Source organism: Yeosuana marina (assembly GCF_011762485.1).
In the GTDB taxonomy this organism is placed as follows: Bacteria; Bacteroidota; Bacteroidia; order Flavobacteriales; family Flavobacteriaceae; genus Yeosuana; species Yeosuana marina.
In genome coordinates this window covers 202483-225620 of sequence record NZ_JAAKGI010000001.1, presented here as the reverse complement: position 1 = coordinate 225620, position 23138 = coordinate 202483, and the positions used below count along the sequence as shown (strand labels likewise).

The 23138-nt window shown below is 31.7% G+C and carries 17 protein-coding genes and 1 tRNA gene; 5 read left to right on the top strand and 13 right to left on the bottom strand.

Going from position 1 to position 23138, the window contains the following annotated elements:
• The first annotated feature begins 37 nt into the window (after nt 1-37).
• Nucleotides 38-108: transfer RNA gene (locus tag G5V56_RS00900), tRNA-Cys, on the top strand.
• A gap of 17 nt (nt 109-125) precedes the next feature.
• Here the strand turns inward: G5V56_RS00900 and G5V56_RS00895 are convergent.
• From G5V56_RS00895 to rnr, 3 genes are all read right to left on the bottom strand, one after another.
• Entirely contained in the window at nt 126-821 is a 696-nt protein-coding gene (locus G5V56_RS00895) for a LysE family translocator (RefSeq protein WP_166959888.1), read from the bottom strand.
• A gap of 166 nt (nt 822-987) precedes the next feature.
• Nucleotides 988-1662, bottom strand: a complete 675-nt coding sequence (locus tag G5V56_RS00890) for a head GIN domain-containing protein (RefSeq protein WP_166959886.1) — start codon at nt 1660-1662, stop codon at nt 988-990.
• Between the two features lie 39 nt (nt 1663-1701).
• A complete protein-coding gene (rnr, locus tag G5V56_RS00885; RefSeq protein WP_166959883.1) occupies nt 1702-3891 on the bottom strand; it encodes a ribonuclease R in 2190 nt (729 codons plus the stop codon).
• A gap of 783 nt (nt 3892-4674) precedes the next feature.
• On the opposite strand from rnr, the gene G5V56_RS00880 reads away from it, so the two are divergent.
• The 4 genes from G5V56_RS00880 to G5V56_RS00865 all read left to right on the top strand — a co-directional run bounded on the left by G5V56_RS00880 (nt 4675) and on the right by G5V56_RS00865 (nt 7569).
• On the top strand, nt 4675-5595 hold the full coding sequence (locus G5V56_RS00880) for a leucine-rich repeat domain-containing protein (RefSeq protein ID WP_166959880.1): 921 nt from the start codon (nt 4675-4677) through the stop codon (nt 5593-5595).
• 125 nt (nt 5596-5720) lie between these two features.
• Nucleotides 5721-6155: a ribose 5-phosphate isomerase B gene (gene rpiB, locus G5V56_RS00875; protein ID WP_166959877.1), complete on the top strand. Its 435-nt coding sequence runs from the start codon at nt 5721-5723 to the stop codon at nt 6153-6155.
• Entirely contained in the window at nt 6156-7067 is a 912-nt protein-coding gene (locus tag G5V56_RS00870) for a cation diffusion facilitator family transporter (protein ID WP_166959874.1), read from the top strand.
• A gap of 58 nt (nt 7068-7125) precedes the next feature.
• Complete coding sequence (locus tag G5V56_RS00865) at nt 7126-7569, top strand: GNAT family N-acetyltransferase (protein ID WP_166959871.1); 444 nt, start codon at nt 7126-7128, stop codon at nt 7567-7569.
• A 4-nt stretch (nt 7570-7573) separates the two neighbouring features.
• On the opposite strand, the gene G5V56_RS00860 is transcribed toward G5V56_RS00865, so the two are convergent.
• From G5V56_RS00860 to G5V56_RS00815, 10 genes are all read right to left on the bottom strand, one after another.
• Nucleotides 7574-8974: a T9SS type B sorting domain-containing protein gene (locus tag G5V56_RS00860; RefSeq protein ID WP_166959868.1), complete on the bottom strand. Its 1401-nt coding sequence runs from the start codon at nt 8972-8974 to the stop codon at nt 7574-7576.
• Nucleotides 8975-9008: 34 nt separating this feature from the next.
• Nucleotides 9009-9857, bottom strand: coding sequence for an OmpA family protein (locus G5V56_RS00855; RefSeq protein WP_166959865.1), 849 nt, complete (start codon nt 9855-9857; stop codon nt 9009-9011).
• Nucleotides 9858-9925: 68 nt separating this feature from the next.
• A complete protein-coding gene (locus G5V56_RS00850) occupies nt 9926-11560 on the bottom strand; it encodes a S41 family peptidase (RefSeq protein WP_166959862.1) in 1635 nt (544 codons plus the stop codon).
• Between the two features lie 12 nt (nt 11561-11572).
• Entirely contained in the window at nt 11573-11950 is a 378-nt protein-coding gene (gene rnpA, locus G5V56_RS00845; protein WP_166959856.1) for a ribonuclease P protein component, read from the bottom strand.
• Between the two features lie 80 nt (nt 11951-12030).
• On the bottom strand, nt 12031-14547 hold the full coding sequence (locus G5V56_RS00840) for a beta-mannosidase (protein ID WP_240911188.1): 2517 nt from the start codon (nt 14545-14547) through the stop codon (nt 12031-12033).
• Between the two features lie 113 nt (nt 14548-14660).
• A complete protein-coding gene (locus tag G5V56_RS00835; protein ID WP_166959844.1) occupies nt 14661-15983 on the bottom strand; it encodes an aminotransferase class I/II-fold pyridoxal phosphate-dependent enzyme in 1323 nt (440 codons plus the stop codon).
• A gap of 241 nt (nt 15984-16224) precedes the next feature.
• Nucleotides 16225-18432 carry a S41 family peptidase gene (locus tag G5V56_RS00830; RefSeq protein ID WP_166959839.1) on the bottom strand — a complete coding sequence of 736 codons (2208 nt, stop codon included), beginning with the start codon at nt 18430-18432 and terminating at the stop codon, nt 16225-16227.
• A 143-nt stretch (nt 18433-18575) separates the two neighbouring features.
• Nucleotides 18576-20414, bottom strand: a complete 1839-nt coding sequence (locus G5V56_RS00825; RefSeq protein WP_166959832.1) for a M1 family metallopeptidase — start codon at nt 20412-20414, stop codon at nt 18576-18578.
• A gap of 154 nt (nt 20415-20568) precedes the next feature.
• Nucleotides 20569-22176 (bottom strand): S8 family peptidase, encoded by a 1608-nt coding sequence (locus G5V56_RS00820; RefSeq protein ID WP_166959827.1) that lies wholly within the window; start codon nt 22174-22176, stop codon nt 20569-20571.
• Between the two features lie 13 nt (nt 22177-22189).
• Nucleotides 22190-23050: an MBL fold metallo-hydrolase gene (locus G5V56_RS00815; RefSeq protein ID WP_166959820.1), complete on the bottom strand. Its 861-nt coding sequence runs from the start codon at nt 23048-23050 to the stop codon at nt 22190-22192.
• Between the last annotated feature and the right edge of the window lie 88 nt (nt 23051-23138).

The window sequence follows — 23138 nt, the reverse complement described above, 5'->3', positions numbered from 1 at the left end:
AAGTGTTATTTTTTTTTACATTTGCAAACAATTAAAAGGCGTTGTGGCCGAGTGGCTAGGCAGAGGTCTGCAAAACCTTCTACAGCGGTTCGAATCCGCTCGACGCCTCAAAAAAAACCTTCAGTTTATACTGAAGGTTTTTCTTTTATAATATTTATTTGTTCGAACTTATCCTTTAGCATTTTCTTTTCTTTTGGAAAAAAGGCCTGCACCAGCAGCAACACGCCAAACCCTAAAATAACTAAGGCAATTATTTTTTTAGTTTTAAAAATTAGTCGTGGTGTTAATTTATTTTTAAGTTTTTTTGAGATAGCAATTTTAATAAGATCTACTAAAAAATAGGTTGCTAGAATGGTAAATAAAAAAACAATAACCCCTTCTTTTGATTCTGATAAAGAATTAGCAATCACAATAAACCCAACCCAACCGAGCAACACGCCAATATTGATAAAATTGAGTAAAAAGCCTTTAAGAAATAGCTTTCCGTATTTTTTTTGAATATCGATTCTGTGATACTCCTTTACAATGTCTCTGAAAGATTTTGATGTTTTTATGAATGATATTAAGCCATACACTATTAACAATACGCCACCAAAGACTAAAAAATTTGGATCATCTTTTATTTTATCAAGTAATTTATTGGTACTATAAAAAGCCACTAAAATAAATAAGATATCTGCTAACATGACACCAAGATCGAATATTAAAGCACTCTTAAAACCTTTAGTTACACTAGTTTCTAGCAGTACAAAAAAAACAGGACCAATAGTAAAAGCAAGTAAAATACCAAACGGAATCGCTCTTAAAATATCTTCAAACATAAAAAAATATGACTTTTTACAAAGTAAAGAAATATTACAAACAATATTAATACAATCTATTTTGAATTAACAATATATAAACAAAAAACCTATGAAATTAGTTTCATAGGTTTTTTGAAATTAGTTATAAACGCAACCTTATTTTAAGATAGCCATATTAATAATATTAGTCCATTCGTTTTACTCGTCCACCAAACACTTTATTCTCGTTAACGGTTTCTGGATTACCATAAATAAATACATCACCACCAGCTCTAATTTTTATATCGACTACTTTTGAAGCGTTTACATACGCTTCGCCAGCAGCATTAATAGACACTTCAGATTTTTCTGTTTTTAAATCTTCACCCTCATAAACCCCACCTGTTAATAACACCACTTTTTGGTTTTTCGAAATTCCTGATGCCTTAATAATTCCTCCAGTAACAGCTTTAATATTTGTATAGGTAACATTGACGTTAGCATCTATTTCACCTCCTTCTTGTGCTTTTAAGTCTATTTCAAACTGCTTAATTTCATCTTTACAAACTATTTTTGCGCCTTCATTAACATCAAGAATATCAAACGATGTATAATACAAAGTTACTTTTGTATCATCTCCGTTAAATATTTTTTCTAGATTCATTTTTATTTTAAGCTTACCATTTTTATTGTTTACAAGAACATCTTCACTATTTTTTCCTGAAATAACTACTTTATTTATATCTGATTTAATTAATTCAACTTGTATTAAATCATACACTTTTAATTCTGTAAACTCCCCTATTGTTTTTTCTATAGGTTTTTGCGCTGAAAGTGTGAATGATATTAAGATTGTTAGTACTGTAAATAACTGTTTCATTTGTTGTATGTTTTTATAATAACGTAAAGTTATCAATAATTATTCCGCTTTTATACCTATTAAATTAAAATCTAAGTGTTTTTTAACCAAATCAGTATTTTTAACTTTTACAACCACTTCATCTCCAAGTTGGTACATATTTTTAGTATTTTTCCCAACTAAAGCATATTGTGCCTCATCAAATACATAATGATCGTCTTTTATATCTCTCACACTTACCATACCTTCACATTTATTATCAATTATCTCTACATAAATACCCCAATCTGTCACACCAGAAATAACACCTACAAATTCTTCGTTTTTATGATCTTCCATAAAACGTATTTGCATATATTTTATTGAGTCTCGTTCTGCTTTTGTGGCTAAATTTTCCATATTACTGGAGTGGTTACATTTATCTTCATAAGCATCTTCATTAACTGATTTTCCTCCATCTAAATATAATTGCAACAAACGATGCGCAATCACATCTGGATAACGACGAATTGGTGATGTAAAATGACTATAATAATCAAACGCTAAGCCATAATGACCAATATTATGTGTTGTATATTCAGCCTTACTCATGGTACGAATGGTTAAGGTATCAACTAAATTTTGCTCCTTTTTACCAACGACTTCCTGTAATAAATTATTTAACGACGCTGTTGTTGTTTTTCTATCTTTAAAATTAAGTTTATACCCAAATTTAGATACAATACCTTGTAAATTAGCTAGTTTACTAACATCTGGCTCATCATGAACACGATATATAAAGGTCTTTTTAGGAGATTGTTTACCAACAAATTCGGCTACTTTTTTATTAGCCAATAACATAAACTCTTCAATTAAATGATTAGCGTCTTTACTGGTTTTAAAAAATACACCTATAGGATTAGCATGTTCATCTAAATTAAACTTCACTTCTACTTTATCAAATGAAATTGCACCATCTCTCATACGCTTTCTACGCATAATTTTAGCTAATTCATCTAACTTTAAAACAGCTTGAGAAATTTCTGGTGTTGTTTCATACGCTTTACCAGTTAGCGATACCTCTTTAGGAATATTATTAGAACCAGATTCGATAATAGCCTGCGCTTCTTCGTAAGCAAAACGAGCATCAGAATACGTGACTGTTCTACCAAACCATTGGTTTTTTACTTCGGCTTTTTCATTAATTTGAAAGACTGCAGAAAACGTATATTTTTCTTCATGTGGCCTTAAAGAACACGCGTTATTTGATAACACTTCTGGTAACATAGGTACCACGCGATCTACTAAATATACAGAAGTAGCTCTTTCGTATGCTTCATCATCTAAAATAGTGCCTTCTTGCACGTAATGCGATACATCTGCAATATGAATTCCTATTTCGAATAATCCATTATTTAAAACTTGAAATGACAGGGCATCATCGAAATCTTTAGCATCTTTTGGATCAATCGTAAAAGTCAACACATCACGCATATCTCTACGCTTTGCAATTTCTTCTTTAGTGATTGAAGTATCTAATTTATTAGCGAATTCTTCAACTTCATGCGGAAATTCATACGGCAATCCATATTCTGCTAAAATAGCATGTATTTCGGTGTTATGTTCTCCTGGTTTTCCTAGAACCTGCAACACTTTTCCGTATGGAGAATCAGCATTTTCAGGCCAGTCTTCTAAAGATACTAATACCTTATCACCGTCTTCGGCTTTGTTAATTTTATTAATAGGAACAAAAATATCTTTGTACATTTTATTACTATCAGGTATTACAAATGCGTAATTACTATGCACTTGAATCACTCCAACATAATCGCTTTTAGCACGTTTTAAAACTTGGGTAATTTCACCTTCTATTTTTCCGCGCTTACGACGTTTGTACACATAAAATTCTACTTCGTCACCATTTAAAGCTCTGTTTATATTATTGGATGCAATAAACACATCATCTTCAAAATTATCACTTATAATGTAGCCAGATCCTTTATGCGATAAATCGAGAATTCCTGTATGATATTCAGCTGTTATAATAGCTTTAAATTTACCGCGTTCTACTTCTTCAATTTCTTTTTGAGCGGCTAAAGCGTGTAACTTTTTTATAATTTGATTTCTACTACTAGCGTCGTTAACACCTAATTTAGCAGCAATTTGTTTATAGTTAAAACTTTGGTTTCTTTCTTTTTTTAAAATACTAAGAATGGTATTTGTAAGGTTTGAAATCTTATTTGATGATTTCTTTTTTTTCTTTCTTGTCATGTAATATTTGTAATCATTTCTATTTCCTAAGATATTGGAAATTATATTATAAAATAGCTCTTTTTTTGAGAAGATTTGCTATTTATTTTTTACAAAGTTACGCTTTTAATATTAAAGCATATTTTCTTAATGTTATTTTAGTTAAATCAACTTATTAACCTTTATATATTATATATTCATTTTCTTTTAAAATTTAAAAAAATAAATGATGGTTATTATAGTGTGTTAATAGCGGTATAACTTTTTTAACTTTTATTTTGATTACAATTTATTTACGTTCTGTTAATAGTTAATTAACAACTTATATTATTTTAATAGGTTCATTTTTAACGATTTTAAATTTTATATAAACAGTTGTTAACAACTAAAACTAACCACTTTTTGGTTATAACTATTTTAAATTTTAGTGTTTGTATCTGTTAAAATATGTCTCATACTTTGTATAAAAAAAGTTGGTTAAAAATTAGGTAGTTTCAGTCGTGTTTTTGTTTGAAAAAAAAATTGAATTTTCAATAATTTAGTTTTAAAATATAATAACCAGTTATCAACAATAAAAAAATAATTTATACACATAATTTATAAATTTTGTACACAATTTTCCTTCTATAGTAACAATTTGGGCACTTCCATTTTTATTTTTAATTTGTATTTAAAATATTACATTATTAAATAAAAAAACGATGTAATGTAAAAAATAACGTTAATACGTCGAAAAAATATCCATTTATTCTTTTGTTTGATTAATCCTTCTTAATTTTTATTGAAATTTAAAAGAAGACTACTATGAAAACATCTTTACTTTTAATACTAAGTTTATTAAGTTTAAATTTTGCAACATCTCAAGTTTTTGACGTAGATGGCGTAAGCTATAATATAACCAATACAGAATCAAAAACTGTTGAAGTAACTACCACATGTTATACGGGTAATTTAACTATACCTAGTACAGTTGATAATTCAGGTAATACCTATACAGTAACTGCAATAGGAGCCTATGCTTTTAGATTATGTCCAAATATACAAGCTGTAACTATTCCATCCACAGTAACCTCTATAGGTATATATGCTTTTGCTAATAGTGAATTAACTGCTATTACCATACCAGATTCTGTTACTTATATTGGAAATTATGCATTTCAATATTGTGCTAGTTTAAGTTCTATTACTATACCAAATTCTATAGATACTATACATTCTTATACATTTGGTAATTCAGCGTTAACAACTGTAAGTATTCCAGATTCTGTAACCTCTATAGAAGCTAAGGCCTTTGAAAATTGTACGAAGCTTACATCGTTTTATATTGATATAGATACCCCTTTATTAATAAATGCAACTGTTTTTAATAATGTTAATTTATCGTCAATTGATTTAATCGTTCCTACAGGAAGTGAATCTGATTATCAAATAGCAAGTGTGTGGAAAAATTTTGGTTCCATAAACGGAACAACATTAGCAATAAATGATAGTACTTTAGCTAATATAGGTGTTAAAGTATATCCTAATCCTGTAAATAATACGTTGTTTGTTAAAGAAGATAGAGCTAATAGTTTACAAAATATTAGCATTTATAATATGCAGGGAAAAACTATAGTAACAAGCAGAGAAAATCAAATAGATGTGTCTAGTCTTCAAAAAGGTTTTTATTTAGCAAAAATAAAAAACAACCAAGGAGAGGCTATTTTAAAATTTATAAAAGATTAAATAATTTAAGATTGTTTTAATTTATTTTAAAACCTTGATATAGCTATATCAAGGTTTTTGCTTTATAACCACTTTTTATAACACTTAATTTTAGTACCTTTAACCCTTAAAAAAAATTAAGTAAAATGAATATTTCAATAGGAAATGATCATGCAGGCGTAGCATATAAATTTGCTGTTATAAAGCATTTAGAATCAAAAGGTTATACAGTTAAAAACTACGGAACAGACACAGAAGATAGTGTTGATTATCCAGATTTTATACATCCAGTTGCTAATGATGTAGAAGATAAAAAAGTCGACTTTGGCATTATTATTTGTGGTAGTGGTAATGGTGCTAATATGACGGCTAATAAACATCAAGGTGTACGTTCTGCCTTATGTTGGAATAAAGAGATTGTTACTCTTGCTCGTCAACACAATAATGCTAATATTTTAAGTATTCCAGCTCGGTTTACAGCGCAACAACAGGTTATTGAAATGGTTGATACATTTTTAGAAACCGCTTTTGAAGGTGGTCGTCATCAAAACCGTATTGATAAAATACCCGTTTCTTGCTAAATGGGACATTCACATTCTCATAGTCATACTCATTCAGATTTAAAAGGGCGTAATCTTGTTATATCAATAATATTAAACATTGTTATAACCATTGCTCAAGTTATAGGTGGTTTATTGTCTGGAAGTTTGTCTTTATTAAGTGATGCATTACATAATTTTAGTGATGTTATATCTCTTGTCGTAAGTTATATTGCTAATAAGTTATCAGGTCAAGCAGCCTCATTACAAAAAACATTTGGCTACAAACGCGCTGAAATACTAGCAGCATTTGTAAATGCTGCTGCTTTAATCATCGTAGCAATTTACTTAATAAAGGAAGCTATTATTCGTTTTCAGGACCCTCAAGTCATAGAATCAGGTTTAGTTATTTGGCTGTCATTAGTCGCAATTATAGGAAATGGTTTTAGTGTGCTATTACTAAAAAAGGCATCTGAATCTAATATGAACATGAAAAGTGCCTATCTTCATTTATTAACCGATATGATGGCAAGTGTAGCGGTTTTAATTGGTGGGTTGTTAATGAAATATTATCAGATTTTTTGGGTAGATAGTGTTTTAACATTTGCTATTGCACTCTATTTAATTGTCATGGGATTTGACTTATTAAAAGACTCTTTTAGAGTTTTAATGTTATTTACACCAAATACGATTCAGATTAAAGAAATAGTAGACGATATTCAAGGAATTGAAGAAATTAAAAATGTACACCACGTACATATATGGCAATTGAATGAAGATGAAATTCATTTAGAAGCTCATATCGATTTTAAAAATGATATTTCTTTGTCTCAATTTGACAAAATTTTACATACTGTTGAAGATTTGGTTCATGATAATTATGGTATTAACCATATAAATATTCAACCAGAATTTGGTAAATGTGATAAAAAAGATGTGATTGTTCAAGATTAACAGTTATAATTAATACTCGTGAAACTAGGCAAACTGTTTAATTTTATATAGAAATGCTATGATAAATATTCAAATCAAATCATTTTCTGAATTATCCACGCAAGAATTATATGATCTTTTACAATTGCGTAGTGAGGTTTTTGTTGTTGAACAAGATTGTGTGTATCAAGATGTTGATGGAAAAGATCAAAAAGCATTGCATGTTTTAGGCACTAAAGATCATAAACTTGTAGCGTATACACGATTATTTAAACCAGGTGATTATTTTGAAGAAGCCAGTATTGGTCGTGTAGTCGTAGCAAAAAATCAACGCCAATTTAAATATGGTTATGATATAATGAAAGCGTCTATTGAAGCGATAAACACCAATTATAATGAAACCACTATTAAAATTTCAGCTCAGTTTTATTTAAAGACATTTTATAATAATCTTGGTTTTATTGAAGTTGGAAACACTTATTTAGAAGACGATATTCCGCATATCGCGATGTTTAAAAAATAGCCAATCATCGTTTTAAAGTAAAATGACCTCTTAACGTTTCGCCTGTTTTAAAAGTAATCATATACCAATAATCATTAGATTCCATAAGGTTTCCATTAAACGTTCCGTTCCAACTTGTATGGGGTTGCAGATATTTTAAAAACTTTCCATAACGATCAAATATCTCTATACTTTTAATGGTATTTTCAAAATCGTTAACCATCCAAACATCGTGGGTTCCATCATTATTTGGGGTAAAGTATTTCGGAATGTAGTAATCATTATTGGTTATAAACACATTAAAACTAGTTTCATTGCTATTACAAACAGTTTCATTATAAATATATATAGTTTGTGATGTGGTAATAACATCTCCAGCATTTAAAAGGCTTCCGTTTCCGCCTGTGGCTGTATAATAGTTGCCATAAGTAAGTATTGGAAGCGTAAAACTGTTTGTAATAACATCACTTAAAGTGTCAATAGCAACAAAAGCGCTACAATCGGATTGTGATGTTACATAATTAGAAAAAGAGGACGGAGACCAAGTTGTATGATTACCAGAAGGATTATCAACAACGACACAATTTAAATTAGTATTATTTATAAAATCGAAAGCACTAAAATTAGCATTATTTCCGTTTTTAACATTTAATGAACATAAGTTATTATAACCACAGTAAATATCGGTTAAAATGGGGTTTTGTGATAGATCAAGGGCTGTTAAAGCATTAAATTGAGTGTATAACTCAATCAATTTATTATTTTTTGAAAGATCTAAAACAGTTAACTGATTTGTATTGCAATTAAGAGTTGACAAATTGGTGTTCTTGGTAACATCTAAATTGGTGAGTAAATTATTTCTACAACTTAAAAAACTTAGGGTGCTGTTATTACTAATATCTATGGTGCTAATTTGATTGTCTTCAAAAGACAACACATTTAAAGAGTTATTATTACTAACATCTAAACTAGTGAGTAAATTATTTCCACAAACTAAAGAAATTAATTTAGGGTTATTGACTACATTGATGTTCGTTAGCTTGTTATTTAAACACCAAAAAATTTGTAAGTCAGGCAACATAGAAACATCAATAGTTGTTAAGTTATTTCCAGAACAAAATAGTTGCGTTAAACTTGTGTTGTTACTTATATCTAAACTCGTTAACAGATTGTCTTGACAATTAAGACTTTGTAAGTTTATGAAATCTTCTATTCCTGTAAGATTCGCTATATTTTTTGTATTAATGTCTAAATCGGTTACAGCAGTAATATTTGCTGTTGGCACCATATCATCTAAAGGCCCAGAGTCGTAGCCTAAATTAATTAAAGCCTGCTCAAAGTTATCATCGGGTACAAAGGTTTGAGATAAGCTGTTATAGCTTAAAGAAAGGAAACAAAAAACACATAGAATGACTTTGATATTCAAATGAGCGTGCGTTATGTTAATTAAAACGGTTCAATCAATTTTTTACATAAGTAATTAATATCTCAACACGTCTATCTAATTTTGGGTCGCCACCTAACGGAAATAATCGTCTTAAACCAGCGTATTTCATTCGTTTTTTGTCAACACCTTTTTTTGCAAAATAGTCATACACATATTTAGCTCTGGCTACCGATAGGTTTCTTTTTTTTGTTTTTCTGTCAACCGCATCACGACTATATTGTGTGCAACAAACATGTCCTTGAATGGTAAAATAAATATCTTTTCTTTCAACCAGCGATTTGGCTATGTTTTCCAGTGTTTTTTTAGATTCTGGCATAACCGTACTATAACCGGTTTTAAATAGAATATTGTCAAAAACTATTTTATCACCTACTTTTAAATCTCCTTTAATAATTTCAGGAACATCTTTTTTCTTCTCCTCAACTTTTTCTTCAAAAGTTTTAACAATGTCTACTTTTGGTGGTTTTGGTTTTACGATAATTTCCACTTTTCTGTTGAGCCCTCGTATTTTTAAAACATCTTTTTCGTCAACTATTTTTAACAAAATTTCTCCTTTTCCGTCAACATTTGATATTAACGATTCGCTAATTTCATTATTAGAAAAAATGGCTTTTATAGCATTGGCGCGCTGTTGAGATAGTGTTAAATTGTAATCTGAGGCTCCTCTATCATCACAAAAACCAAATATAGAGATGGATTCTATATCCATATCAGCAAGAGTAGATATAAATAATAATAGCCTGTTTTCTTCAGTTACAGGAACTTCATATTTGTCCGTTTCAAAATAAACTTCATGCGTTAATTTTTCTTGAGAGAATCCCAAATAGCAAGCAAATAGTATTAGGACTAATAATTTTTTCATTACAGAGGCATATAATAAATAATATATAAATATACTATTTTTAATTATTTGGAAAAAAAAGAGAAAATTTATCTTAAATATTCCAAGTAGGCAGATGGACTACTAACAATCTCTGTGGCTTTTTTTATTTCAGGATCATGAGTTTTTAAATAGTCAAATAAACCTTCTCGGTATACATATCTTTTCACAATTTCTTCAGTTAACAAGTCTAATAAATACGTTTTGTTTTCATCTAAAGCTTTGATTTTTGATTGGTTTAAATTTGAAACAAGTGTGTCATAATCTGTTTTAATATCATCATCAAAAGATTCCCTTTTTGCTACTTCAAAAGCTGTTTTAAGGGCCTTTTCTGTGTTAGTTACAAACGAAAACTGGTTTTTATTTAAATACTTTTTAAAATCATTAAAATCAGCATCAGTCAATTTAAAATTGTCGATATTATTAATTTTGTGTTTGTAATAAAAGTCTGTGGCATAGTCAAAAATAAGGTTATCATTAACAATAGCAGTTGTTAAAGCAGAATTTTGTGAGCCACTCATAACTTCATCAGGAAAAATACCGCCACCATCAAACACTTTTCGTCCGTTTTTGGTTTTATATTCGTTATAGTTTTCTTGTTTAACACGTACAGCCTCCCCTTTTTCGTTTCTATGCCAGTAATCTAAAGCTTGAATACAACGTCCTGAAGGCGTGTAGTATCTTGAAATGGTAATTTTTACTTGAGTTCCGTACGTTAGTAGTTTAGGGCGTTGCACCAAGCCTTTTCCAAAGCTTCTAGTCCCAACAACGACGGCGCGATCTAAATCTTGTAAAGAACCTGTTACAATTTCGCTGGCCGATGCGCTGCCACCATCGATTAAAATAACTAACGGAATTTCGGTATCAATAGGATCTTTCTGTGTATAATAAGTGCGGTTGTATTTTTTAACTTTTGATTTTGTAGTTACTACCAATTGCCCTTTTGGAACAAAAATATTTACAATATCAATAGCCTCATTTACTAAGCCACCTGGGTTACCTCGTAAGTCTAAAATAAGACGTTTAGCGCCTTGTGCTTTTAAATCGCGCACAGCGTAATTGGTTTGTGCTGATGCTTTTTCGCTAAACTGACTTAAAACAATATAGCCTGTTTTGTCATTAATCATTGAAAAATAAGGGACGGCATCAATAGCTACTTCTGCCCTATTAATGGTAGCCGTTTTTGTTTGTCCTTGGCGTTTAAAAGTCACTTCTACAGAAGTTCCTGGAGACCCTTTTAGCAAATCACCAGCATCGTCTTTATAGTTTACCACCGATGTGTTTCCTACTTTAATAATTTCATCGCCAGCCTTTAAACCTGCTTTGTCTGCTGGATAATCTTTATAAGGCTCTACAATGACCAACTTATCTTTAAGAGTTCTTACTTTAGCACCAATACCAATATAATCGCCCGTGTTGTTAATTCTAGCCGCTTCAACATCTTGCTCATTCATAAAGTTGGTATACGGATCTAAATCCTTGAGCATACTTTTTATGGCGGTATCCATTAACTCAGCAGGATTAGTTTCATCAACATAATTCATGTTGATTTCTTTGAACAAATCGGTGAAAATTTCAATTTGTTTCGCTATTTCAAAAAAATCACTTCTAAAGGCCGTTCCTGTAAAAAAAACAGTTAACACCAATAACGGTATAATAATTTTCTTTTTGAAGATATGTTTCATTGCCTGTATTTTTTAATTTGGGGACACCTTGTTTGAAAATTTTTCAAACAAAAGAGTCATTTTACTTTCAACTTGATCAAATGAGGGTTTTTCTTTACCAATATACAAAATCATAAACGCATACGGCACAGACATATTGTTAATATAATCATGCTTGTGCAAGCGAAAAGATTCTCGCATTAGACGTTTAATACGATTTCTGTCAACAGCCCGTTTAAAGTTACGTTTACTAACAGAAACACCTGTTTTAAATAGGGCATCATCTTTTAAATCTGCGGGCATATAAACTAAACGCAACGGATAAGCACTTACAGATTTACCTTCTGTAAACAATTGTTCAATGAGTATTTTGCTTTTAAGCTTCTCTTTTTTACTAAACGTAAGTTTCAATAGAATTGCTTTTAAAAACTCAAAGGTAATGAAATAAAAAAATCACTTAATACTTACGAGATTTTAAAAAACAAAAATCTTTAGTCTTTATAAGTGTCAATCAAGGTCATAATGTTTAGTCTATTCTTGAACGATTTAAGATTATCAAAGGCTGTTTTTTTAATGGTTACTACTTTCTGTGTATTTGGTAACATATCAAAATAATTATCAGAAAAATTGAAGTTCGAATCTGATGACAAATAAACATTTTTAGCTAGTTTTTTAGTGTTTAATATCACCTCAAAATAATTATAATGTTCTTTAATAGTATATGTTAGTTCAGGCTCAGGAAAGCTTAAATCCTTATAAGGAGATAAATAAAACGTGTTTTCAGAAAGAGTTCTAGTATCCGTTTCACTTATTAATTCGGCATGTAATACAACATTGTGAGCATCCACTTCATTTAAAGCATCATTTTTATCTAAACTAAAATATTTTTTTGATGTATTAGCCTCTACGAGAATGGGTTGTTGCCACTGTTTTAAAATAGTTCCGTTAAAATCAAGCAAGCTTATTTGAAGGTTCGCAGTTGTATTTTTTAACAAGTCTGAAACTACAAAAAAATGGATGCTATCTTTGGAGTTTTCAGTACTTATTAAGAGGTTTTGAAATGCTTTTTTAGCGGTATACTGTAGTGCTTTCCATTTACCATAATAGTCTATGCTCGACCAAGAGGCTACCGGCCAACAATCATTAAGTTGCCAATACAGACTTCCCATACATCGATCTCTATGCCTTCTGTGAGCTTCCATTCCTACTTGTATGCCATGAGCTTGCAACAATTGACTCACATAGAGAAAGCTTTCAAAATCTTTTGGTTTTTTATAATGCCTTAGCATGTATTCATCAATGGTTCCGTTGCCGATACTAGATCTTTGATGTGATTTCATGACCTCCGAAAAGATATCATAATCTTTTGGAAGTGCATATTTTTCAACAGTTGATAATTCCGGAAAAGACTGAAACCCATATTCCGACATAAAACGAGGTATTTCAGTGTTATATTTATCAAAAGGTTCTTTACCCCACCAAACCATCCAATAATGTTTATCTCCTTGTTCATTAGATTCTGTTTTACCAAATGCGCTGCCAGGAGACGATGGCCAGTAAGCACGAGAACCATCGTAAGTATTAACCACGTTGGGCAGTATGTTATGGAAAATGTCGTCATATGCTTTCCAAATAGTATCAGCAATTGCTTTAGATTGCTCATTGGTTACTTTTTTTCTCCAACCCCAGTTTTCCCAGGCTGAAAGCACTTCATTATTACCGCACCAAAGCGCTATGGAGGTATGATTTCGTAAGCGTTTAACATTCTCTATAGCTTCTTGTTTTACATTATCAAGAAAAGAGGAGTCTCCAGGAAACATCGCGCAAGCAAACATAAAATCTTGCCAAACTAACAACCCTTTTTCATCACATAATTGATAAAATTCATCGTTTTCATAAATACCACCACCCCAAACGCGAAGCATATTCATATTGGCTTCTTGAGCAGAGGATAAAATATGTTCATATTTCTCCTCTGTAACGCGAGGCAAGAATATATCTTGTGGAATATAGTTGGCGCCTTTCATAAATACAGGATGTCCATTTACTTTAAAATAAAAAGAGGTTCCAATACTGTCTGGTTCTTGAACTAATTCTATGGTTCTTAAACCTATTTTATGTGCTTTTGAGTCAACATAAGAGCCAGAAGTCAGTTTTACATTTACATCATACAACATCTGTTCTCCCATTCCGTTTGGCCACCATAATTGTGGATTGTCTATTTCAAAAGGAATATTAAGAGTGTTTTTACCATTGGTTAGTTGTACGTTAACTGTTTTTACGGATTTATTATTTACAATGATATCGACGGTTGAATGTTCTTCAGTCCCGTTTGAGGTCACTTCAATAAGCGCAGACATGTTCGCTTTTGCTCCCAGACTATCTTGTTTTATAAATACATCATCAATTTTATGATGATTCCAACTTCTTAGTTTTATTGGCCGCCAAATGCCCGATGTAACAAGTCTTGGACCCCAATCCCATCCAAAATGATAGCCCGCTTTTCTGGTATAAATACTTACTTGCTTATTATCTTCTACCTTTCCTATTTCTGAAAGATCATTATCCGACACCGGTATTTTATAACCTTGAGCATCATATTTTTCAATGCCTTTTTTGATGGGTGACTGAAATATAATATGAAGTTTATTATCTCCTGCTTTGAGTAATTCTTTTACGTCTGCAGTATAATTTCTAAACATATTGTCTGTTTGAAGTATTAAAGAGTCGTTCAAATAAACGCTGCTGTAGGTATCAAGACCTTCAAAATCTAATTCTATATGTTGTTTTGAAAGATCTTTTTTTGAAAGGTTAAAATTGGTTTTATATTCCCAATCCAGCTTGTCAATCCATTGTAAATGGTGTTCGTTTAATCGATAGAAAGGATCATCTATTGTACCGTTAGATAACAAATCGGTATGAACAGTTCCTGGCACCGTCGCAGCATTCCATACGGAATCTGTTGAATTTTTAAAACTCCAATTTTTATGCAATTCGATTTCTGACATAGACGATTTTTTTTTACAACCAGATAAGGAAAGTATCGTAATCAACAATAATAACTGCGCATAGTTTTTAAGTTTGTACATAGTTTCAATTTGTATACTAACACTATTAGTTATCAGTCTTTTGGGTTATTAAGATAGGTTATTAATCTGTCCATAGCAACCTTTAAATAATCTCGTTCTACAGCGGTAAACACCATTCTGAAAAGTCCCTTTTTTTGATGCTGAAAACCTGCTCCTGGTGTTAAAAGAATGCCTGTATTATTGTAAATATCTAACCAGAGTTGTTCTTGTCCGTCATCACTATCTTCTTTAAGAAACCGCGATAAATCAACCCATACAAATAAACTTCCTCGACTAGGAATATAAGGCACGTTAATGTTATTAAACGCTTCTATCACCAGTTTATAGCTAGCGTTTAACAATGCTTTATTGGTTTTAATATAGTGTTCAATAAATGCAGAATCCTTGAGCATTTCAGCTATCATCCATTGTGTGATATTAGACACCATATGCGGAATATTTGCATTATCATACGCTTTTAAAAGTTTTGTATTTAAGGTGTGTAGCATACCAAAACGCAAACCAGACATCGAAAAATCTTTAGAAAACGCATACCAAAGGTGCAGGTAATCACTGTTTAGCTCATTCATTATTTTTGCAAAAGACGCATAATCTCCGTAGTCTTGGTAAGCATCTTTAATCAAAGGATCTTGAGTGTCTATTAACGAAAGTCCGTAAATTTCATTAACAATCATATGCACTTTATGCTGAATGCACCAATTAGCAAGTTCCTTGAGTTGTTCTTTAGTATACCTGCAACCTGTTGGGTTATCAGGAGAGGTAATGAGTAATATTTTAAAACATTTGTTTTGCGCATTTAATTCAGCAAATGTTTTGTCTAATAGGGTAATATCTACAGGAGCTTTTGACTCAATCTCTTCTAAATTAAAGTGCGTTTGCAAATCATAGCGCTCAACACCACTTTTTGTACCCATGTCTTTGGTGTACATAGGGTAAGAAGGCGCAGGAATTACTGCGACATCACCCGGGTTTGCGAGAATAAAAGATGTTACTTCAATAACAGCAGAAGCTCCCGCCGACAAAGCTAGAGTGTCAGGATCAATAGGGCATTTACAAAGATATTGTTCCATAAGGTTAGCCAACTCAGCTCTTACTTCGGGGTGACCTAATGAATCGGTGTATTTTAACACCCAATCGGGCATTTCCTTTTGTTTAAGAATGGATGTTAATTTATCTTTTATAATGGATGCTGTTAAGCTATTTTCTGCAACGTTTAACAAAAAAGTTCCTGATGGATTACTGTCTGGGCAATACAGATTTTGAGCGGCTTCCATAAATAACTCCATATCTATTCTTGCCGGATTTTCTGCTAAATCAGTTCCTCTTTTTGATAAGGTTGTGTTGTAGGATTCCATGTTATATAATTAGCTTAAATATTCTTAAATTGTTTTAAAACTCAAAGGTAATGAATTAAAAAAATCAGGTAATGGTTAAGTGATTTTTTAAGAGTCGTTGTTTTAACGATTACGATATGAAATCGTTTTAATGTTTTATATCATATATTGTTAAACGAAGTTAGTTAAAATTCTTACAAAATTGATATAGCATATCATTTAAAGACAACAAAAAAGCCTCTTTGTTTTTAGTAATAGGATTTTATTCATTTATTATCTCAATAGCTTTTTCTAATAATTCATCTTTACCTTGCTTAATACCTTCTATAGTAGGTTTGACCTCAACATCAGGAATGATTCCTACTCTTTGGGTTTCTGTACCATCAGGATAATAAACACCAATGCCTGAAATATTGGTCAATAAACCACCAGGTAAATATATTGAAGAAATATTTCCATCTGCTCCAGCGGTAGTACTACCAACAATAGTGGTGTTATCTCCTGCTCTAAATGCCATACTAGTATATTCTGCCTGACTTTGTGAAATTTCGTTAACTAAAACTACTAACTTGCCTTTATAGATTTCTTCTCCTTTTGGAATCTTTAAGGGCTCTGTAAAAGTAAACTCACCTGGATTATCTAAATTGAAATTGGTAAATTTTACGAATGGTGTTGAGGATGAAAAAAAATAAGATCCCAGGGAAAAAGGCACAAATGTTGAAGGATAATTACGGATATCTATAATAATTCCTTTTGTGTTTTTAAAGACTTCTTTAATTACTGGAATATCTTCTTTCTTGATAAATTCTAAAGTAATATAACCTATATTCCCTTCAAGAAGTTTGTAGCATTTATCATCTGTCCATTTATACCAGTTTATATTTAAACTACTTTTTTTATAAAGTGGCAAACGATGTTGATGCTTTTGATTATTTGACATATAATCAATTCTAATTTCTTCTTTATTTGAACGTAAAATATCATTGGCAATATCTCTCATTTTGGCAGCGTTATTGGATGCAGGATAATATGGGCTAATACTATCAAGTATGGATTTGATTGGTTTTCCATTGATGTGTGTAATAATATCTCCAACTTCAACTTCAGAAACTTCTTTTAATTCGGGATTGTAATAATCAGTAACCACTAATTTATCATCTATAAATCGAGTGACAAATGGTGGGTAAAACTGCCCTCTAATGTTTTGTACAGTATTAAAACCGACTGATGTAGTTGCGTGTGTATCATTTATCTCACCGATTAGCTCAATACAAGCTAATTCATATTCCAATTTGTTTTTTGAATTTATAAACTTTGGAATATATTCTTTTAAAACATCGTTCCAATTTTTATCGGTTAAGTACTTGTTTGGATAAAAATAATTAATCATATTCCAATACCTGTAAAGTGCCAATAGTTTAAATCCTTCATCATCGAAAGACATAGAGTAATATTTTCTTTCATTCAAAAAATCGGGATTACCAGCTGGGGCTCTACCGATATAAAAATGCTTCCCTTCATACCTGTTTTGATAGATATACTCCAATTTGTTTTTCAATTCTGAATTGAGATCAAATTCATTAAACCAAGATAGGTCTGGTTTCAAAAATGCTTCAGAAGAAGTCGCCTTACAATCGAGGCATTTATCTATGTCCCCATATTTAGAAATCCATTGAAGGAGGATTTGGTCTCTTTCTAGATTACTCTTGGTTTTTAAATATTTTGGAAGCATCCTAAAAAGTTCAAAATCCCAATTATAATTTCCTTTACAAACTTCGGGATGATTATATTTTAAAAACCCCCAAATTTTACCTAATAATTCTAGATTACTTGTTAACTCTTCGTTAAGTTCTGGAACTTCAATTTTAGAACCTAAATCAAATTCTTTATCTAAAGTAGCCTTGTAAATTGGTTTTTCTATCTCTTTCAAAGTTTGAACATCCTTACCATCAATTGTTAGAACAAAATCATCAAACCATGCTTCACCTGTACCAGTCATTACGCCTCCAATGAAAATAGTTTCTGCATCTTCAGGGTAGGGCAGTTTAATCGAATATTTACACCAATCTTTTGTGCTATTAATATTTTGGTCTTCCATATTATCAAAGGCTAACACCTTATCATTGCAGTCGTCAACCCTAAGTAATAGACCACCAAACCCATTCTCAACATTTTTAATTTTCATATAGCCTTCGAGCTGAATGGATTTTCCTTTATAGTTGGCAGGAATTTTATAGGCTATAGACCCAAAAGAGCCACCTTTCTTAGTTGATTTAATTTTTCCTGAAAATTTCCCTGAATGGACGTAAATAGTATCTGCACTTAAATTATAATCTCCCCATTCAAACCAGTCTTTTGGAAATTTATAAGTTGAATCGTATGTTTCAAAATCTAAATTGAATTTCTTTTCTGTTTGAGATGAGCAACTAAAGAAGAAAAGAGATAGAATAATTAGAATTAATTGTTTCATGGTTGTCAAGATATTATATCAGTCGCAAACGAAGTTAGTTAAAAATTCTTACAAAATAAATACGGGATGTTATTTAAAAACAACAAAAAAGCCTCTTTGTTTTAGCAAAAAGGCTTTTAAAATTATTTAAAACTTTGTAAGGTTTACATTTTATTGTTTTCCTTATTAACATCAGCCATTAATTCTTTAGGGTCTATTTGTACACTGCTTACTGGCTTTGATGTTTTAAAGGTATACGTAGGGTAGGCCCAAGCCCAATCGCCAATAATAGTTGCTGAGGTTGGTTTTTCGCCACGCATCATTTGTAGTGGGATATAAAAATCTTCCGTAGAACCATCGGTATAAGTAACTGTAAGATCTATAGGCATAGGCATTAAACCAATGCGCTCTAAAGTCACCGAGTTGCCATCTATGGCTTTCACACCATAATCAATAGTATTGGTAGTTTCAGCAAAATCTATGAGATACCAATCCAATTCTAATCCTGATACTTTTTCTGCGCTTCTAATAATATCAATCGGTCTTGGGTGCGTAAATTTAAAGTCGTTAAAATATTTTTTAATGGCTTTTTTAAGATTGTCTTGCCCTATTACGTATCCTAACTGTGCTAAAAACACGTCGCCTTTTGAGTATGAAGAAATACTATAGGCTCTATTATATTCAAATCTATCGGCTTGTGTAGTAAGTGGCTGCTCCATTCCCGATTTTGCTAAATAAATATAAGATTGGTAAGCGCCTTTGTTAGGGTTGGCGAGGTTTTTATGTAAAATATCATTTTTAGACCATTCGTCGATATAACTTGTAAAGCCTTCATCCATCCAGGCATGTTCTAATTCGTTGGTGGCCAATACAAACTGAAACCATGAGTGTGCCATTTCGTGAGCCGTAACGCTAAATAAGCCGTTAAAGTCTCCTTTACCCACAATTAAGGTACACATGCCATATTCCATACCGCCATCACCACCTTGAATAATTGAATATTGTTGATAAGGATATTTTCCAATATGCTCACTGTAATATTGCATAAGCTCGACCGCTTTTGGCTGCAATTTTTTCCAGTTTTCTAAATTATCTTTTGGCATATCTTTTTTGTAGAAGAAATGTAATAAAGGGCCGTCTGGTACTTGCATGGTATCGTGTGCATAAGCAGGATCGGCCGCCCACGTAAAGTCGTGAACATTAGGCGCTTTAAAATGCCATGATAGCTTATCGCCTTTGGTCTTTTTTACTTTTTCTGTTGTGTAGCCATGACCAATATCTTCTGGGTTTTGTAAATAGCCTGTTCCTCCAATAGTATAGTTTTTATCAATGTTAATAGTCACATCAAAATCGCCCCAAACGCCTAAAAATTCTCTTCCAATATACGGGTCGGCATGCCAACCTTCAAAATCATATTCTGCTAATTTAGGATACCATTGCGCCATGGACAGCGCAACACCTTCAGAATTATTCCGTCCAGAACGACGAATTTGAACAGGTACTTGTGCATCAAAAAGCATATCAAAAGTAACTTGCTCTCCTGGTTGAATAGGTTTGGCTAAATCAACTTCTAAAACCGTTCCGACGGTGTTATATGTTATATTTTCGCCATTTTGTTTGAGTGAGTTTACGTGAATATACCCAATTTCTTCAGGACTTAATTTACTAATTCTGTCTCTAACGCGTCCATCTGGGTCTGCTATAGTACGAGACCGTACATCCATTTCACTACCTGGTTGAAAGGCATTAAAATACAAGTGATAATACACATGGTTTAAAACGTCTGGTGAGTTATTTGTATAGACTAAGGTTTGAGTTCCTTTGTATTGATAGGTGTTAACATCCATATCTATACTCATCGTATAGTCCACATGTTGTTGCCAATATCCAGGATTCTGTAGGTTAGCGTTATCAAGATTTGATGACGACTTTACAGTAGGGTTAGTTGCAGCAAATGAGAATGCTACGGTTAAGAAAAAAATTGAAAAAAGAGACTGTTTCATGTGTTTATATGTATTGTTTTTCAGAGGTCACATGCTGTTCGCAAATAATCATTCCCTTAGGTGATAATGCTTTTAGTATGCTCGTTTCATAAAAATAATTTTAAAAAGCAAAAAGGGGAAGAGTCCCCTTTTTACACTATCAATTGATACTATTTTATTTGGTTGCCATACGAGAGGCTACAATTAATGCATTAAAAGCATTAACCATTTTGCCAGACTTACTCAAATCTGCAAATGGTTTTACATTATCTGCATCACCACCTACAATAACATTTGTTTTAGCAGCTAAGCCTGAACTCATTAAAACTTGCTTAACTTGACCAGCAGTTAGGTCAGGGTAGTAGGAACGAACTAAAGCAGCAACTCCAGCAACAGCAGGTGCTGCCATTGATGTACCATTATAAGACTCATATTCATTTTCAGGAGTTGTAGAATAAATTTCAGAACCTGGAGCAAACAAATCAACATTTATTTTACCGTAGTTTGAATAACCAGCAACCATGTCTGGACCATATTTTGGAGCTAATGCACCAACAGTAATAAAATTGTTAGAAACTTCAGGACCATTATCTACTTGGTCGTTTGGATAAATAGCAACTTTATCTAAATCTTTACCTTCATTACCCGCTGCATTTACAAACAATACATCGTGTTCTCCTGCGTAAGCAATAGCTTCTCTTACCCAGTCACTATGGGTTGAGTAATATTTACCAAAACTTCCGTTAATAACTTTGGCACCATTATCTACAGCATAACGAATAGCTAAAGCGACATCTTTATCGTATTCATCACCATTAGGCACTGTTCGAACAGGCATGATTAAAACATTGTTCGCAACGCCATCGACACCTATACCATTGTTACGTTCTGCAGCAATAATACCAGCAACATGGGTTCCATGACTTTCACTTTTCTTTACAGGTCTAACATTGCCATTACCGTAATATTTGGTAGACATATCATCTGGGTTATCTCCGGTAACACGTCCTTTTAAGTTTTTATTTAAATTAATGTTTAAACGATCATTAATACTTTCTAAACTATGTTTAAATGATTTAACTAAAGCAGGCCCATATTTTGTTCCTTTTCCATAATATTCAACAATTTGAATTGCTTCATTTACTTTAGGATCTGTGCTTTTTATTGCATCAATATCTTCTTTTGTATAGTCTTTTTTGTTTAAAAGGTTAGAAAGCGTTTCATCTGCACTTGTTATTTGAGCATAAATTTGATCGTAAAGGGTTTTTCTTCCCATCCAAAGTTGATATTCTTTATCATATTCAGCTTTGGCTTTTTCATAATCTGGATTACTGGTATCTCCACTAGCTAGTATTCTTACATATTCTAATTGTTCATCATAGCCATCACCTAAAAAGTTCCAGCCATGTACATCATCTACATAACCATTTTTGTCATCATCAATACCATTGTTTGGAATTTCTCCTTCGTTGGTCCAGATGACATCTCTTAAGTCTTCATGATCAATATCAATACCTGAATCAACCACGGCTACAATAACTTTTTTGCCTTTTTTGTTTTTAATAATTTCAGAATACAATTTGTCAACACTCATACCTGGTACGGTGTCTTTTACAAGGTCTAAATGACTCCAGTGGTGTAGTTGGGCTTTGGTTAAATCAGCCGTTTTTATTGGGGTATTATCTATTGATTCTATGGGAGTAGAAATAATAGCAGAACTTCCACAGCCGTAAAACATAGATGCTACAAATGCAGCAATAAATAAAGATTTGAATGTTTTCATTTGAGTTAAAATATTAATTAAAAATTTCAGAAACTGTAAAAATCTCTTTAAGTCTAACGCCTTTTTCGGTATGCTGAACAGTAATAATTTCATTGTGAGCATCATGCTCTAAAAACAGGTAATAGTTATTATCTGCTGCAAGGTTTAAAAAAAGCTCTTTTTCATCAAGAGACAATAATGGTCTGGTGTCATAACCCATAACGAATGGTAGAGGTAAATGACCTACGGTTGGAAGTAAATCTGCCATAAAGCAGATGGTTTTATTTTTATATTGAATCATTGGAATCATTTGTTTATCTGTATGCCCATCGGCAAAAAAGATATCGAAACCAAGTTCAGAATTTTTAAGTGTGTTACCGTTTGGTAAAGATGTAAATTTAAGTTGACCACAATCTTGCATAGGTAGAATATTCTCTTTTAAGAAAGAGGCTTTTTCTCTCCTATTGGGTTTTGTTGCCCATTGCCAATGATCTTCATTACTCCAAAAATGAGCATTTTTAAAAGCAGGCTCATATCCTGTTTGGTCCTTGTTCCATTGAATACTACCGCCACAATGATCGAAATGCAAATGTGTTAAAAAAACATCAGTAATATCATTTGGATGAAAACCATAATTTTTCAATGATTTTTCTAGAGAATCGTTTCCCCACAAGTAATAATAACCAAAAAATTTATCAGACTGTTTGTTTCCCATTCCAGTATCAATTAAAATAAGTTTATTGCTGTCTTCAATTAGTAAACAACGAGACGCAATATCTATCATATTGTTGGCGTTGGAAGGATTAGTTTTGTGCCAAATTGATTTAGGTACAACACCAAACATTGCACCACCATCTAGTTTAAAGTTTCCTGAATTAATGGGGAATAAATTCATATCCTACAAAATTACAAAAACCAATATAATAATAGTGAAATGTTAAGAAATTATTAAGATATTTAGTCTTATTAAAAAAAGCCTATTT